Below are 14,759 nucleotides of genomic sequence, written 5' to 3' on the forward strand. Positions count from 1 at the left end.
GCAAAGCGCTATTTGCCCGGCAAGGACGTTACGCTGGCGTCGATAGTAGGAGAGCAGAAGAGACGAAGCGCATGGTTCGGCGCCGCGAGCGCCGAACCCATGGCACGCAGCCGTCGTTCAGCGGAGCGGCGCCACTCCGCGACCCGATCACGCCGGCTCCCCGCCCAGCACGGCCGGACCGAACCACCCCGATCGATCGATCCAATCGAGTATGGGAGAGATGTCTAATTCCCACGCTGCATGAATTAAGCTATTAGCTATCTCGACCGAGTCATTTCTCTGCATCAACGATGGGTTGAGGACTATGTCGACCCTGCAGAACCGGTTCTTCGTCAGGAACATCTCCGACTGATGAACGGTCGCCGCGTTGGTCGCGTCAATGAACGCGGTGGCGAGGGCGAGTGGCTGAGTCGGGTCGATCATCCAGCGTATGTACCCCCAGCTGTTGTTTTGCCCCTCCATATACATCTGGTTGGAGCCCGCTCCAAAAGAAATAAGTACGATGTCGTCGAGCCGAGCCGCGTTGGCTTCAATCGCCGTCGCTATGGCGGTCATGCTCGGGTTGTCGGCGAACAGACCGCCGTCGGCATACCCCTGATGGATCGGCGACATGATCGGGAACGCGCTCGATCGCAGCGCGATGTCGACCAGGAAATTGTCGTCGTCCGCTTCGTGAAAGTTGTTGAACAAGCGTGGCCGCCAGCTCCGCAGCGCTCCGTTCGGATTCCTATCGTCGAGTTCGAACGCCGGGATTACGATATTGGGCTTGATGCTACCCACCCGCCGATCGCCCAGCACGCGGGTGAGCGCTTGCGCCATCGCACCGACGGGTACGAGTGCCTCGAAGCCCATCGCTGCGAGGATCTTCTTTCGCAGTGGCACGTCGAAGATCGACGGATCCATCCATAGCTGTTGGAGCTGCGAGAGCGCCGCGAGTGAATCCGGGAGCGCCGCGAGCGCCAACGCGGTGAAAGAACCAGCAGACGTACCGGCGAAGAGTTTCGCCCGACCCACAAATCCGAGCCGCGCTTCCTCAATGCGCTGGAGCAGGGTTATCGCGAGAAGCGACCGGATCCCTCCTCCATCGAACGAGATAATCTGGTACCTAGCCGTGCTGCTCAGGTCCGAGGATTCGACGCGTGTCACTTTCGATCCCGCGTGTTAATATTGATCGACGCTACCGCGCCGGGGCGCCCCCGGGGTGACGTGGCTTGGTAACGTTCGCTGGGAGTTCGCGACGAACCGAGCGGACTCCCGCCGCTCACGTCCGCCACTTCGTCGATGAGAGCGTCCTCCGACATGTCATCGTCGTGCTCGACGCGACGCAGCTCACCGTTGAGGACCTCCATGGAAGCCTTGAGCAGCTCCATGTTAGCCTTCAGAATGCCGGCCCGGAGGATTCGGAAGTTCTTCGCTTGACCGGTCCACTCTTGGAGCAACGAGAAAAGCACGCTGTCCGATCGGGCTCGCATTCTGAAGGATGGCTGGAATCGGTATACGTCTCTCGGCATACTAGTGGCTCCTTTTACGTTGCGGACGATTTGGGGACACTTCCTGCGATCCCATATTGTCAATAGCAGTAATCTGTCTTGCGGACTACTCCTACGAGCTCGATCGTGCTCGTCAGGGTGCTGGCGCGCGAGCGACTTTTGGGCGCGGATCTTGCTTGAGTTTGGGTTGTGCAGCGGGCGCATGCTCCACGCTCGTGCGCGCCAGATCGCGTGTGGAGGGCACGACCTCTCCCGGCCCGGAAGGCGAATGGGTCATGGGGCCGCGGCCCCATGTTGTCGCCTTGTGGCTAGATCGGTGCAGCATCAAGGGTGATGCATGTCCGAACGCACGCGCTCCGCGCAAAGGCCTGCGCACCTGGGGCGGAACGGGCCGGTTCGGGCAACTGGCCGGCCAGCGCTCCTGCGGGTTTCAGCGGCGTTCGGATGAGCAGCGCCAAGAAGATGGCGGCCCCCGGGCGCCATCCTGAGCGCGTTCTTTGAGGGGCGACAAACGAAGCCCCCTCAGAAAACTTGTCGAAGTCCTCCGAGGGGGCTCGCCTCCGAGTTGCCAGAAACGGAGGCGCCCATGTTCGGTCAATTCACGCTCAAGGGCGAGTTCTTCGCGACGTTGGAGGCCCTGGACCGGGCGATCGCGCGGCGGGTGGCGGCGAGCCGGTGCCCGGCGTGCGGGGGTCCGCTGCACGCGGGCAACTACCCCCGCAAGCCGCGGGGCGCGCTCATCGCGCCGGAGGGCGAGGTGTTCCTCATCCGCTTCAGCTTCTGCTGCGGCCGCGAGGGGTGGCGGCGGCGCGCGACGCCCCCGTCGCTTCGATTCCTCGGCCCACGCGTGTACCTCGGCGTCGTCGTGATCGTGGCGAGCCTCGCCGCGCAGGCGCTCGGCGCCGGCGGGGCGCAGCCGACCGGCGTCCCACGGAGGACGACACGCCGATGGCTCGCCTGGTGGCGTGGCCCCTTCCTCGCGAAGGAGGTCCTGCTCGCGATCCGCGCCCGGCTCGTCGGCGTCGATGTCGGCGGGATCCCGAGGTCAATCATCGAGCAGCTCCCCGGCACGCCCGACGAGCAGATGGGCACGATGCTGCACCTGCTCGCGCCGCTCACGACGGGCTCGGTCCTCGATGGATCACGTTTTTTGAGGGACATCGCATGACCACGGCGCCACGCAGAAGATGTCATTCGGCGTGGTTTCCGCGGTGAGATAGGGTTTCCCCGCCCGGTCGTTCCGTTCACCGACCGCGCAGGAGACCTCATGAGCTACGAGCACCGGACGCGCCCGCGCCCGCCAAGGGCCCGTCTGCGCCTTTCGAGCCGGCGGAGGAATCGATGAGCCACGACGACCGGGCGCCCATGCGCCTGCGCTGGGCGCGGATGCGCTTCTCCATCATCAGCCACCTGCTCGCCTCTCCGCCGGAGCCCGGCGAGCTCGCGAGTCGGATCGCCGAGCTCGCCGCGAAGTCCTGGCGACACCCGACCAAGGGCTCGGTGATCCGGCTCTCGCCCAAGACCATCGAGCGCATGTACTACGCGGCGCGCAGCGCGGATGACCCGATCAGCGTGCTCGCGCGCAAGGTCCCGAAGCACGCCGGCTCGCAGCCGCGCGTCACGGCGGCGGTTGCGTCCGCGATCGAGAGTCAGTATCGCGATCACCCGCGCTGGACCTGGCAGCTCCATCACGACAACCTCGTCGCGCTCGCGAAGACCACCCCCGCGCTCGCCCCGGTGCCCAGCTACACGACAGTGCGCCGCTTCATGAAGGCCCGCGGCATGTATCGCATCCAGAAGAGGCGCCAAGGCAGGGCGGTCGAATCGGAGATCGTGCCGCGCGAGACGCGCTCGTACGAGCTGGCCTATGTCAACGCGCTTTGGCACTACGATTTTCACGAGGGCAAGCGAAAGGTCATCACGGCCAGCGGGGAGCTGAAGACCCCCTATCTCTTCGGCCTGCTCGACGACTGCTCGCGGGTGTGCTGCCACGCGCAGTGGTACCTCGGCTGCGAGAGCACCGAGAACCTCGTGCACGGCTTCAGCCAGGGGATCCAGAAGCGGGCGCTGCCGGGCGGCGCCTACAGCGATCGTGGAGGTGCCATGAAGGCCGCCGAGATGCGGGAGGGGCTCGAGCGGCTCGGCATCGCGCAGTATCTCACGCTGCCGAACAGCCCTCATCAGAACGGCAAGCAAGAGCACTTCTGGACGCTCGTCGAGGGGCGGCTCATGCCGATGCTCGAAGGCGAACCGAATCTCACGCTCGACCTGCTCAACACCGCGACCCAGGCGTGGGTCGAGCAGGAGTATCACCGCACCGTCCACAGCGAGCTCAAGAAGACTCCGCTGGAACGCTACCTCGAAGGCCCCGACGTGAGCCGCCCGAGCCCCGACTCCGAGGCGCTGCGCCGGGCCTGCCGCATGGAGATCTCGCGCCACCAGCGCCGGAGCGACGGGACGGTCACGATCGAGGGCGTGCGCTTCGAGGTCCCCTCGGCCTACCGAGCGCTCGAACGTCCCCGGCTTCGCATTGCGCGCTGGGATCTGTCCAGCGCAGAGCTGGTCGACCCGCGCTCGGGCGCGCACCTCGCAACGCTCTTTCCGCTCGACAAGGAGAGGAACGCGGACCGGGCGCGTCGCGCGCTCACCGAGATCACCGCGCCGCTGGCTGCGTCGAGGAAGCCTCCCGGCATCGCTCCGCTGCTGCGTCAGCTGATGGCCGAGTACGCGGCCACGGGACTGCCGCCCGCCTACCTGCCCAAGAACACGGAGGAGGATTGACCATGATGAGTCGACTCCTGTCTCTGTACAGTTTGAAGTACATTCCCTTCCGCGCCGACGTGCCCGCGGAGGCCCTCTACGTCCCGCCGCCCGTCGACGTTTCCCTTCGTCGCGTCGAGCTCGGTTTGGCCCACGGCGGCTTCGCCATGCTCACCGGCGATCCCGGCACGGGCAAGAGCATCGCTTTGCGCCTGCTCGCTGCGCGGCTCGGCGCCCTGACCGACGTGGTGGTCGGCACCATCGAGCATCCCCAGAGCAGGGCCGGCGACTTCTACCGCGAGCTCGGTGATCTCTTCGGGGTCCCGCTCTCGTCCAGCAACCGCTGGGCAGGCTTCAAGGCGCTTCGCGCGCGCTGGGCCGAGCACTTCGCCACGACGCTTCGGCGACCCGTGCTGGTCCTCGATGAGGCGCAGGAGACGAGCACGCCCGTGCTCAACGAGCTGCGCATCCTCTCCAGCAAGGACTTCGATTCGAGGCAACTGCTCTGCGTGGTCTTCGCCGGCGACTCCCGTCTCCCCGAGCGTCTCCGCACCGCCGAGCTCTTGCCGCGGGAGATAGCATAGATCAATCGTCGAAGGTTCACAGCCCGACGGTGTGGTAGTTGCGTGCTGGTCTCACGGCCGAGCTGGCGGACTGATCCTCCGGCGGCGCGGTGCCAGAGGTTCGCACGAACGACGATTCCGCTTGTCCGACGCGCCTTGCCGTTCGGACACGGCTTTGGCGTGATCCGTGGCGTGCTCATCCACGCGCTCAGCGGATCGGCCCGGCGACCTTCGGCGGCGAGGCGGGGGCGGCCTCCGCGGCGGGCTCGAGCCGCGCGCAGCCGCCTTCGTCGAAGGGGCCGATCGCCGGCTCACCCTTGACGAACGCCGAGACGCGGCGCATCCGCTCGGCGAACGCCGCCTCCGTCTCGGCGCGCCGCGGGTCGGCCGCGAGCGGGACGGTCCCGAGGCCCTCGCTGCGCACGGGGCAGATCTCGGCGAGGGGCGGCGCGCCGCGCCGCAGGCGCAGGCGGGCGAGCATGCCGAGCTCGACCGCGGGGCCGGTCCTCTTCAGCTTCATGATGAAGTTGCCGAGGCTGTAGAAGATGGGCCGGCCCCGGCGGAGCTCGATGCCCTGGAGCACGTGCGGGTGATGGCCGAGGAAGGCGTCGGCGCCGGCGTCGATGGCGGCGGCGGCGAGCGCGCGCGCCGGGGGCAGCGGGGTGTCCAGGTACTCGGTGCCGCCGTGGTAGCTCACCACGACGGCGTCCACGCCGGGCTGCTTGCGCGCGGCGCGCACCGCGGCGGCGAGCCCGTCCCGCTCCGCGGCGGCGACGAACGCCCGCGCCGGGTGCTCCCAGAGCGAGCCCTGGTTCCAGATGCCGGTCACGGCGAGCACCGCGACGCGGAAGCCGCGGCGCTCGACGACGACCGGCGCGTAGGCCCTCTGCCGCGTCCGGCCGGCGCCCACGTAGGGGACGCCCGCGCGCTCCAGGTGGTCGAGCGTCTCGAGGAACGCCTTCTTGCCGTAATCCCACATGTGGTTGTTCGCGAGCGACACCACGCTGATGCCGGCGCGCGCGAGCGCGTCCGCGCCGACGGGCGGGCCCGTGAACACGAGCGGCTGGAGCCGGTGCTGGGTCTCCCCGCCCTGGTCGCTGAGCTGGTTCTCGAGGTTGACGAAGCGGACGTCGGCGGAGGCGAGCAGCGCCGCGACCGGGGCGAACGGATCGTGCGCCGGATTGCGGAGCAGCTCCTGGCCGAGCGCCTTGCCGAGGCAGACGTCGCCGCCCGCGATGAGCGTGATCGCGTCGGCCGGCGCGGCGGCGGCCGGCGCGGCGGAGGCGGCGGCCGGCGCGGCGGAGGCGGGCGTGTCGCGAGGCGCCGCCGCGTCGCGGGGCGCGGCCGCCGCGACGGCGGGCGGCGGGGCGAGACCGGCGCCCACGTTCGCGGGCCGCTCGCAGCCGATCTGCGCGGCCGCGGCGCACATCGCGAGGAAGAAAGGGGCGGAGCGCATCTCGAGCGGCTTCTCGGCGCGCATTATCCACGGGCGCGCGCTGGCGCCCAACAATCCGGGCGCGCGGACCTCCCCGGGCAGGGGCCGCCCAGCTCGGCGAAACGCAGGCGCATGCATCGGGTCGCCGCCGCCGCCGCCGTCGCCGTCGCCGTCGCCGCCGTCGCCGCCCGCCGCCGTCGCCGCCGCCGCCGTCCCGCGCGCCGCCGCCGTCCCGCGCGCCGCCGCCGTCCCGCGCGCCGCCGCCGTCCCGCGCGCCGCCGCGATCCCGGTGGCCGGCGCCCGCGGGCGCGCCCATGCTGCGGCCGAGGTGACCATGCAGCGGGAGCAGCTCCTCATGGCGCAGGGCGCCGAGCGCGGCGCGGCGGGCCGCGTGGCCGGGCTCGCGGGCGTGGTGCTGTGCGGCGGGCACAGCCGCCGGATGGGTCGCCCCAAGGCGTGGCTGCCGTTCGGCGGCGAGGCGCTCCTCCAGCGGGTCGTGCGGCGCCTCGGCGAGGCGGCCTGGCCCATCGCGGTGGTCGCGGCACCGGGGCAGGCGCTGCCGCCGCTGCCGGACGGGGTGCTGCTCGTGCGCGATCCGGTGGAGGGCCGCGGGCCCATGCAGGGCATCGCGGCCGGGCTCGACGCGGTCGCGCCGCTCGCCGAGCGGGCGGCGGTCACCTCGACCGACGCCCCCTTCCTGCACCCGGCCTTCGTGCGGCGCCTCGCGGACCTCCAGGCGGGCGGCCATGCCATCGCGGTGCCGCAGGTGGACGGGCGCCATCACCCGCTCGCCGCGGTGTACGCCTGCGCGGTGCGCGCCGAGGCGGCGGCCCTGCTCGCGGAGGACCAGCTGCGGCTGTCCTCCCTGTTCGCGCGGGCGCGCACGCTGGTCGCCGGGCCGGCGCTGCTGCTCGAGGATCCCGCGCTCCGCGCCGCCGATCCGGAGCTGCGCTCGCTGCGCAACGTGAACACCCCCGAGGAGTACGCGGCGGCCCTGCGCGAGCTCTCCGGCGCGGAGGCTGCGGGGCAGGGCGCCGGCGGCCCGTGAGCCGCGGCCTGGGATGGACCGGGCGCGGCGGGCGCTGCTGAGCCGGCTATCTCGGGTGCGGCGCCAGGGCGCTCGCCCCCGCCGCGCCGCCGGGAGCGCCCCTCGCGATCAGGATCCGCTGCTCGCCGTGCCTGGGCACGATCACCCGATCCGGCCCGAGCCCGCGCGCCGCCATGACGCGCCGGAGCTCGCGGGGCGCCTGGCCGAACGTGTCGGTGCTGTTGATGAAGGTGTCGAAATGGATGGCCATCATCCGCCGCGCCCCGAGCTCGAAAAAGGCCTGGACCGCCTCCGCCGGGTCGACGTGCTTGGTCTCCATGAACTCGCGCGGCCCCACCGGCGCGATCGGCATGAGGGCCAGATCGATGGAGGGGAATCGGGCGCGCGTCTCGACGAAGAGATCGCGATCGTAGGCGGTATCGCCGCCGAAATAGACCGTGATCCCATGGTACTCGACGACATAGCCCGTGAAGCTCTCGGTCATCCAGTCGCGGTCGAGCCCGTAGCGATAGCCGGAGTGCCGCACGGGGACCGCGGTGATCTTCAGATCGCCCTGCCGCCATGTCGTCCAGGTCGGGACCTCGACCGATTCGAAGCGGTAATTGGGCACATAGACGAGCCCGGTCCGGGGCGCGAGCAGCGTCCGGACCTTCGGCTCGATCAGGGACAGCGATCCCAGCGAGAGGTGGTCGAAGTGCATGTGCGAGATGAGGACGACGTCGACGGGCGGCAGGTCCTCCGGATCGAGCCCCGGCTCGACGAGCCGTTTCGCGATCAGCCCCACGGTGTCCGTGAAGACAGGGTCGGTCAGGATGAGCTTGTCGTCGATCTGGACGAGCGCGGTCGCGTGTCCGACCCAGAGAACGGCGAGCCGCGCCTCCGGGCGGTAAGGCGCGTGCACCTTGTTCGGCACGGGCCGCGGGCTGTCGAACAGGACCCCCATGTTGCCCGCAAGGATGCGCGCCGGCACGCACGAGAGGCCCGCGAGCGCGAGGAGCGCCGCGGCGAGCAGGCGAGCAGGCGTCGAGGAGGGGCGATGAGCCATGCGCGGCGTCAGAAATAACGAATGCTGAGCGTGATCGTTGTCGATCGCAAGGCGGCTGTCGGCGTGGTTGTCACCTGGGCGCCCAGGGCGCCGAAGAGGGTATAGACCCCCGCCTCGTACGCGGCGCCCAGCCGCTCGCGCGCGTAGATCGCCGAGCCGCCGAGCGAGCAGGAAAGGTAATCTCCCCGGTGGAGCAGCGGGAAATAGGCGCGGACGCCGCCCCGGAGGATCCAGCGCTCTCCGAGCGCGCCCGGGCGGGCGATGTACTCGGGAGAGCCGAAGAGCTCGAGCGAGCCAGAGTGGCGCGTGAGCGGCTCCACGACGAACGCGCGCCACGGCGAGAGCTTGCGGTTCATCCCGAACGAGTAAAGGAGCGGGGTCACCTGCCAGCGGACCCCGAAATGCGCCTCGCCGGAGCCGATCCACAGCTCGGGGCTCGGCACGAGCTGGACGAGGAGCCAGGGCAGGGTGAGGCGGATATCGGGCTCCGTGGCGGCGGCCGCGGCGGCCTGGCGTGGGCCCTCCGGCGCCGCGCCCGCGGCGAGCGGCCAGCCGAGGAGGGCGGCGCAGGCGGCCAGCGCAGGGGCGCTGCGTCGTGCGGAGCGGCGCGGTCGGGGCATGTCGCGACTACGGCGCTGCGCCGTATACCCTGCCGAGCTGCTTGTACAGGAACCGCGCCGCGTGCTCTCCATACGGCGTCCGCGCGGCGTACACGTCGGGCGAGGCGAGCGGCGCGTCCGCCGACAGCGCGCCCGGCCGGCCGAGCCGGCCGAGATCCTCGACGACCGCCTCCATCGAGGCATACCGGTTCTCCGGCCGCTTGCGCAGGCATTTCAGGATCACCGCCTCGAGCGACCTCGCCACCGGGCTCGCGCCCAGGTTGGGCGGCGGGGGCGGCGTCATGAGCTGATTGGCCAGCACCATGGCCTCCTCCATGGCCGGCGAGAGCGCCTGGGAGGAGCCCCGCGCGACGCTGAAGGGGAGCCGGCCGGAGAACATCCGGTACATGAGCATGCCAAAGCCGTAGACGTCCGTGCGCGCGTCGGGCGGGTCGCTGATGGTCTGTTCCGGCGCCATGTACTCCAGGGTGCCGACGGTCACCCCGGCCTGGGTGAGCCCCGAGTGCTCGTACAGCTTGGCAAACCCGAAGTCGACGACCTTGGCCGCCCAGGCGTCGCCCTTCTCGCCCACGAGGAACACGTTGGCGGGCTTCACGTCGCGGTGGACGATCCCCGCGCGGTGCGCCGCGCCGAGGCCCGCGGCGGCCTGCAGGAGGATGGGGACGCCGGCCTCCGGCGACAGCCGCTTCTCGCGCAGGAGCAGCGAGCTCAGCGACTCTCCGAAGAGGAACTCCATCACGAGGTACGGAGACCCCTCGTGAAGGCCGATGTCGAGGACCTCGACGATGTGCGGGTGCACCACCGTGGCCGCGGCCTTGGCCTCGAGGAGGAACCGCGCCTTCACCTTGGGCTCGCGGCGGAACCTCGGCTCCAGGAGCTTCAGCGCGACCGGCGCGCCGCCCTGCGCGTCCTCGGCCAGGAACACCTGCGCCATGCCGCCGCTGCCGATCAGCCCCCGCACCCGGTACCGATCGGCGACGACGGCGCCCACGTGCTCGGTGGGCTGCGCCCGGATCCGCCGGATGTCGAGGCTCTGGACCAGCCTCTCCCCGTCGTGCGGGCAGAAGCGGTGATCGTCCGCGTACCGCCGGTGGCAGCGAGGGCACAGCATGAGGTCCCGTTCCGGGCATAGCCCCACCGCGGGCCTCTTTGCAAGGCCCCACCTCCCGCGCGCGGGGCAACGTACGGTGCCCCGCGTTACCGCGCGCTCACGACGCGCGCGGCGTCGCCGACGGGAGCCCCGCCGCGGGCTCGTTGATCCGGACCGTGTCGACGCAGCCGAAGTCGTCCAGATCGTGCGTGACGCCCGAGATGCGCCAGCCCCGGCAACGCCGGGGCAGCCCGTCGAGCCGGTCGACGAACGAGCTCACCCACGCCTCGACGCTGTCCGGGCGCTCGGCGGGCGAGAGCGCGAGCGCCCTGGCGAAGGCGTCGTCGACCTCCGGCGGCGTCTCCGGGAGGAGCGATGAGACCGGCGGCGGGACGGCGCGCGAGAGGCTCGACAGGACCGTGGAGATGTCCTCTCCGCCGGCGACGCGCCGCCCGGTGAGCGCCTGGTAGGCGACCGCCGCGAAGGAGTAGATATCGCAGCGCGCGTCCACCGGCTTGCCGCTCGCCTGCTCGGGCGCCATGTAGAGCGGCGTCCCCAGGAACATGCCCGTCGACGTCGCGAAGGCGTCGGCCGACATCTCCTTGGCGATGCCGAAATCGAGGATCTTCACGCGGAAGCCGCCCGGAGACGTCGACGGGACCAGGTGGATGTTCTCCGGCTTCACGTCGCGATGCACGAGCCCCGCCGCGTGCGCGGCCGCGAGCGCCGACGCCCCCTCGCGCAGCAGGAGCGCGACCTGAGGCGGCGTCCCGGGCCCGTTGTGCCGCATGGCGTGCGCCAGATTGCAGCCGTCCAGCCACTCCATCACGATGTAGCGCGAGCCGTCCTCGAGCTCGCCCGAGTCGTACACCTCGACGACCGACGGGTGCTGGATGCGCGCGACGAGGCGCGCCTCCCGCTCGAAGCGCGCGCGCACGTCGTCGTTGTGGAAGTGCTCTGTCCGGATGGCCTTGATGGCGACCATGCGCCCGAGCCGCTCGTCGTGGGCCTGGAACACCCGGCCCATGCCGCCTTCGGCGACGACCCGGGTCAGGCGATATCGCCCCGCGACGCGGTAAGGGAACGGCCGCGGCATGCTCAGCGGGGCGCCGTCGTCGCTGCACTGCTGCGCGTTCTGGTCGTAGCAGCGGTGGCAGCTCGGGCACATGTGCAGGACGTCGATCCCGCGGCCCACCATGTCCTCGAGGGTCGCCCTCCGTCGCTCCGCCGCGCCGGCGAGCTCCTTGCGCAGGCGCGACAGCTCGAGCGCGCTGCCGAGGTGGTGAGCGAACGAGTCGACCAGGCGCCTCGTCGTGTCGCTCCACGCGACCCTGCTCCCGACGACGACCAGGGCGCCGTGGACGTCGCCCGACAGGCCGACGACGGGGACCACGACGTCCGACGACCTCGGGAGCGATCGCCTGGCGAGCGCGGCGCTCCGGAGCTCCTCGGCCGACGGGGCCTCGGTGGCGGTCTCGGTCAGGCTGACCATCCGCTGCTCCTCGGCCTTCCACACCGCGACCTCGCGCGCCCCGATGGCCGCCGCGACCTGCGCCGCCGCCGCGGACGACCACGTCGCCACGTCGTCGAGCGCCTGCGCCGAGGAGGCGACGAGCTCCGCGAGCTTCTCCTGCTCCTCCGCGAGCTGGCGCGCGAAGTACTGCACCGCGGCGTAGGCGATGGCCGACACCGTGAGGATGTTCATCGCGAAGAAGCAGGCGATGAGGGCCGGGGGCGAGGGCGGCGCGTGCGCCGCGAGCAGGGGATCCACCGCGCCGGCGAGCACCACGAGGAGCGCGTAGGCGGTGAACCAGGGGATGGACGCGCGCGACCCGTGAAACAGCAAGAACGTCAGCGGCGCGAGGAGCGCCCACAGGACGACGCCGCTCGAGGCGACGAACCCGCCCCGGCTCGCGTGCATGAGGAACGGCAGCGCGAAGATGAGCAGCGCCTGGCGGAAGCGAAAGCCCGAAAACGCCTTGGTCCGGGCGAAGTGCACCAGGCTGAGGACCGTGCAAACCACGTAGCCGAGCGGGATCGCCCCCGAGCGGACATCCCCGCTCGCCGCATAGGCGATCGCCCAGACGGGGCACGCGGCCGCCTTGAGCGCGGCCGTGACCGTGAGAATCACCTTGCGCTGGCGCAGCCCCGGATCGTCCCCTGGCTTCAGCCCGATCCGCGCGACGGCCTGCAACAACCTCATTGCCGTCGAGTGTACGACGATGGACTGAGCGCCTCAAGCATCGGGCGCGCCGGCGTCAAGCCCCGCCGAGGTCGATCTCGGCGAGGCGGCCGACGAGCGGATCGTCCGCGCCGAGCTGCTCGAACGTCACCGGATCGCTCTTCTCGAGCGCCGCCAGGAGCTGGCCCAGCCCGCGCCGCGAACCGTAGTAGTTCGACGCCTCGTGATCCTCGTCGGTGATGCAGGCGCGCACCGTGCTGCGGGAGACCTCCGGGAGCCGCAGCGCCTTGAGCGCCATCGACCACAGGCCGTCGATGAAGTTCTGATCGGCGGGGAACTCCAGGAGACCGGCCATCGTGAGGAGCATGGCGCAGCGCTGGCCCCGCGGCGTCGACAGCGCCTCTCCGCCCGAGAGGTAGCCGAGATCGAAGGCGCGGCGCATCGCGTCGGCCGCGCAGAGCAGGCGCTTCAGCTCCTGGGCCGCGTGGCTCAGGTGGCTGTGGAACATGACCTCCACCGAGAGGCCGCCGAGCGCGTCCTTCGTCTCCTGATAGCGGGTGACCGCCGGGAGCCGCCCGAGATCCTGCTGCGCGGCCTTGCCGGTGGGCACGTCGTGCGGCGGCTCGCGGTGGCTGTAAAAGCCGCCGGACTGGAAGACATAATAGAGCTCGCTGTGGCCCGCGAGCCCGGCCCAGATGTCCGAGTACTGCGCCACGCGATTGAGGCTGCCCGCCGCCCAGTTGAGGCCCGCCGCGGCGTCGCCGCTGATCTGCGACGCGCTCACCCCCGGGTCGCGCGGCGTCATCGACGCCCCGATGTCCTCGGCGATCTCCGTGAGCTGGAAGTCGAGGAAGCCGTCGTAGTAATCCGCGCGCCCGTCCCGGTTCACGTCGGAGTAGCGGGCCACGACGAGCGGGTGCGAGGGCCCGACGAACTGCGTGAACCCGGGGACCTGCGCCTGCGGGTGGTGCCACTGCGCCTTACGGATGCGCGCGTCGAGCTCGGCGTGCGACGCGCGCTCGCTCATCCCGCGCAGCGCGGCGACGAAGCAATCGATCCCCTCCGACGAGCTGACCGCCCCGTCCGACCCGACCCGGAAATACGTCGAGTCCCACGATGAATAGATGTCCGCGTCAGGGAACATCTGGGAGATGGCAAAGCGCGTGGTGAGCCCCGCGCATTGCGAGTTCATCATCAGCTTGTAGCCCTCCTGCCGCACCTTCACCGCGGCCGCGCGGAGATCGAAGGCGCCGAGCTGGGCGTGCCGGTTGATGAGCAGCCCGATGAAGAACGTCATCCCCATCTCGAGGTTCTCGTCGCGCGGCATGGCCGTGCGGGCAAAGACGCGGATGGGCTCGCCGGCGGGCGTCTTGAACGGGGCCTCGAAGGCGCGGTAAGGGCTCCAGCCGCTCGGCGACGGGGGCGCCTCGGGCGGGAGCGGGATCTGCTTGAAGCCGTACGTCGACACGAGGATGCGGCACTCGCCCTCGTGGAACTCCGAGGCGCTGCAGATGGCGAAATTCCACGGGCCCGTGAGCTCGTCGTAGGGCGGCGCCTCGCGGAGCAGCCCGCGGACGAGCCCCCGCGCGCGCTCCTGCTGGGCCGCCGTGAGCGCCGGCGCGCGCAGCTGGAGCAGGTGAATCGCGTGGGCGCGCAGCGCCGGCCGGGCCGTCTCGTCGCCCGCCTCCCGCTCGATCAGCGCGAAGATCTCCTCGGCGGCGCGCTCGGCGACCGGCGCGAAGCCGCGGTCGTCCAGCGACGTCGCGATGAGGTGCGACAGGACGGTCACCGCCGCCGAGCGCAGGGTCGCGGCCCCGACCGGATCGCGCTTCGCCTCCTCGCCGCCCACGGCCGCCACCTCGATCGCCCCCCGCGCCTGATCGAGCAGCGCCATGCCCCGGCCCGCCGAGAGCCGCTCCTTGCGCACCGGCTCCTCCGGATGGAACGCGCTCGGCGGGAAGAGCTGGGTGAAGGTGCTCGTCCGCCGCGACGAGATCCACCGGGCGGCGGTGACGAGGGCGTCCCGGGCGGCGGGCCCGTCGGGGCCGAGGGCCGGGCTCGTGCTGAACACCCCGACGGGCAGGAGCCAGAGCGGCGCGGCGCCCTCGCGCCCGGCGGTCAGGTCGAGCGGGGCCGCCTGCGACGCCACGCCTTGATCCGGGACCACCTCGACCGTCGAGACGGACACGGCCTGAAGCCGCCGGCGCACCGGCGTGCGCCCCGGAAAGATCACGAGCACCGGCTTGCCCTCGCGCTCCCGGAGCGCCGTGAGGCTCTCGGAGGGCACCGGCGCCTGGAGCGAGACGGCATAATCGCTGTCGCTCGTCGCCGCCGCCAGCAGGTGAATGCCCGGCGTGGATTTGCGCTCTTCGAACGCCGACGACGCGGCCGGTCCGACGGCGTCCACCGTGCCAGGCAGGTCGACGATCCCGCGGGGGGAACGGATCCGGACGATGACTTCGGTAGGCATGCCTCTCTCCTAAAGAAGGTGAGAGAGCGTCACCCCGTTCAGGAGCGCGGCGCAAC

12 protein-coding genes are annotated in these 14,759 nt (G+C 71.0%); 4 read left to right on the forward strand and 8 right to left on the reverse strand.

Features of this window, described 5'->3' with window-relative positions; all coding sequences use genetic code 11:
- Nucleotides 1-147: 147 nt before the first annotated feature.
- On the reverse strand, nucleotides 148-1,146 hold the full coding sequence (locus tag NQZ70_RS52920) for a patatin-like phospholipase family protein (protein ID WP_129581023.1): 999 nt from the start codon (nucleotides 1,144-1,146) through the stop codon (nucleotides 148-150).
- The gene (locus tag NQZ70_RS52925; RefSeq protein WP_129581024.1) at nucleotides 1,143-1,370 is read right to left on the reverse strand and encodes a hypothetical protein; all 228 of its coding nucleotides are present in this window, start codon (nucleotides 1,368-1,370) and stop codon (nucleotides 1,143-1,145) included. Before NQZ70_RS52925 ends, NQZ70_RS52920 begins: the two co-directional genes overlap by 4 nt.
- A 706-nt stretch (nucleotides 1,371-2,076) precedes the next feature.
- On the opposite strand from NQZ70_RS52925, the gene NQZ70_RS52930 reads away from it, so the two are divergent.
- From NQZ70_RS52930 to NQZ70_RS52940, 3 genes are all read left to right on the forward strand, one after another.
- Nucleotides 2,077-2,658, forward strand: a complete 582-nt coding sequence (locus NQZ70_RS52930; RefSeq protein WP_129581025.1) for a hypothetical protein — start codon at nucleotides 2,077-2,079, stop codon at nucleotides 2,656-2,658.
- Nucleotides 2,659-2,831: 173 nt separating this feature from the next.
- Nucleotides 2,832-4,271 carry a DDE-type integrase/transposase/recombinase gene (locus tag NQZ70_RS52935; RefSeq protein WP_129581026.1) on the forward strand — a complete coding sequence of 480 codons (1,440 nt, stop codon included), beginning with the start codon at nucleotides 2,832-2,834 and terminating at the stop codon, nucleotides 4,269-4,271.
- A 2-nt stretch (nucleotides 4,272-4,273) separates the two neighbouring features.
- Nucleotides 4,274-4,834, forward strand: coding sequence for an ExeA family protein (locus NQZ70_RS52940; protein WP_129581027.1), 561 nt, complete (start codon nucleotides 4,274-4,276; stop codon nucleotides 4,832-4,834).
- Nucleotides 4,835-5,021: 187 nt separating this feature from the next.
- Here the strand turns inward: NQZ70_RS52940 and NQZ70_RS52945 are convergent, their stop codons facing one another.
- Complete coding sequence (locus NQZ70_RS52945) at nucleotides 5,022-6,584, reverse strand: CapA family protein (protein ID WP_272827423.1); 1,563 nt, start codon at nucleotides 6,582-6,584, stop codon at nucleotides 5,022-5,024.
- Here NQZ70_RS52945 and NQZ70_RS52950 point away from each other — a divergent pair.
- Nucleotides 6,583-7,296, forward strand: a complete 714-nt coding sequence (locus tag NQZ70_RS52950) for a molybdenum cofactor guanylyltransferase (RefSeq protein WP_129581028.1) — start codon at nucleotides 6,583-6,585, stop codon at nucleotides 7,294-7,296. The genes NQZ70_RS52945 and NQZ70_RS52950 overlap by 2 nt on opposite strands.
- 46 nt (nucleotides 7,297-7,342) lie before the next feature.
- Here NQZ70_RS52950 and NQZ70_RS52955 read toward each other — a convergent pair whose 3' ends face one another.
- From NQZ70_RS52955 to NQZ70_RS52975, 5 genes are all read right to left on the reverse strand, one after another.
- On the reverse strand, nucleotides 7,343-8,341 hold the full coding sequence (locus NQZ70_RS52955) for an MBL fold metallo-hydrolase (protein ID WP_129581029.1): 999 nt from the start codon (nucleotides 8,339-8,341) through the stop codon (nucleotides 7,343-7,345).
- Between the two features lie 8 nt (nucleotides 8,342-8,349).
- Nucleotides 8,350-8,961 (reverse strand): hypothetical protein, encoded by a 612-nt coding sequence (locus NQZ70_RS52960; protein ID WP_129581030.1) that lies wholly within the window; start codon nucleotides 8,959-8,961, stop codon nucleotides 8,350-8,352.
- Between the two features lie 7 nt (nucleotides 8,962-8,968).
- Nucleotides 8,969-10,072 (reverse strand): serine/threonine-protein kinase, encoded by a 1,104-nt coding sequence (locus NQZ70_RS52965; protein WP_129581031.1) that lies wholly within the window; start codon nucleotides 10,070-10,072, stop codon nucleotides 8,969-8,971.
- A gap of 97 nt (nucleotides 10,073-10,169) precedes the next feature.
- A complete protein-coding gene (locus tag NQZ70_RS52970; RefSeq protein ID WP_129581032.1) occupies nucleotides 10,170-12,254 on the reverse strand; it encodes a serine/threonine-protein kinase in 2,085 nt (694 codons plus the stop codon).
- Nucleotides 12,255-12,309: 55 nt separating this feature from the next.
- On the reverse strand, nucleotides 12,310-14,703 hold the full coding sequence (locus tag NQZ70_RS52975; RefSeq protein ID WP_129581033.1) for a hypothetical protein: 2,394 nt from the start codon (nucleotides 14,701-14,703) through the stop codon (nucleotides 12,310-12,312).
- Nucleotides 14,704-14,759: the final 56 nt, after the last annotated feature.

Source organism: Sorangium sp. So ce836 (assembly GCF_028553905.1).
In the GTDB taxonomy this organism is placed as follows: domain Bacteria; phylum Myxococcota_A; class Polyangia; order Polyangiales; family Polyangiaceae; genus Sorangium; species Sorangium cellulosum_D.

Excerpts from the sequence above, each read along its gene's own strand:
- NQZ70_RS52940 (WP_129581027.1), top strand. The coding sequence starts at position 4,274 with ATGATGAGTCGACTCCTGTCTCTGTACAGTTTGAAGTACATTCCCTTC.
- NQZ70_RS52965 (WP_129581031.1), bottom strand. The coding sequence starts at position 10,072 with ATGCTGTGCCCTCGCTGCCACCGGCGGTACGCGGACGATCACCGCTTC.
- NQZ70_RS52955 (WP_129581029.1), bottom strand. The coding sequence starts at position 8,341 with ATGGCTCATCGCCCCTCCTCGACGCCTGCTCGCCTGCTCGCCGCGGCG.
- NQZ70_RS52960 (WP_129581030.1), bottom strand. The coding sequence starts at position 8,961 with ATGCCCCGACCGCGCCGCTCCGCACGACGCAGCGCCCCTGCGCTGGCC.
- NQZ70_RS52945 (WP_272827423.1), bottom strand. The coding sequence starts at position 6,584 with ATGGTCACCTCGGCCGCAGCATGGGCGCGCCCGCGGGCGCCGGCCACC.
- NQZ70_RS52935 (WP_129581026.1), top strand. The coding sequence starts at position 2,832 with ATGAGCCACGACGACCGGGCGCCCATGCGCCTGCGCTGGGCGCGGATG.
- NQZ70_RS52925 (WP_129581024.1), bottom strand. The coding sequence starts at position 1,370 with ATGGAGCTGCTCAAGGCTTCCATGGAGGTCCTCAACGGTGAGCTGCGT.
- NQZ70_RS52975 (WP_129581033.1), bottom strand. The coding sequence starts at position 14,703 with ATGCCTACCGAAGTCATCGTCCGGATCCGTTCCCCCCGCGGGATCGTC.
- NQZ70_RS52970 (WP_129581032.1), bottom strand. The coding sequence starts at position 12,254 with ATGAGGTTGTTGCAGGCCGTCGCGCGGATCGGGCTGAAGCCAGGGGAC.
- NQZ70_RS52930 (WP_129581025.1), top strand. The coding sequence starts at position 2,077 with ATGTTCGGTCAATTCACGCTCAAGGGCGAGTTCTTCGCGACGTTGGAG.
- NQZ70_RS52950 (WP_129581028.1), top strand. The coding sequence starts at position 6,583 with ATGCAGCGGGAGCAGCTCCTCATGGCGCAGGGCGCCGAGCGCGGCGCG.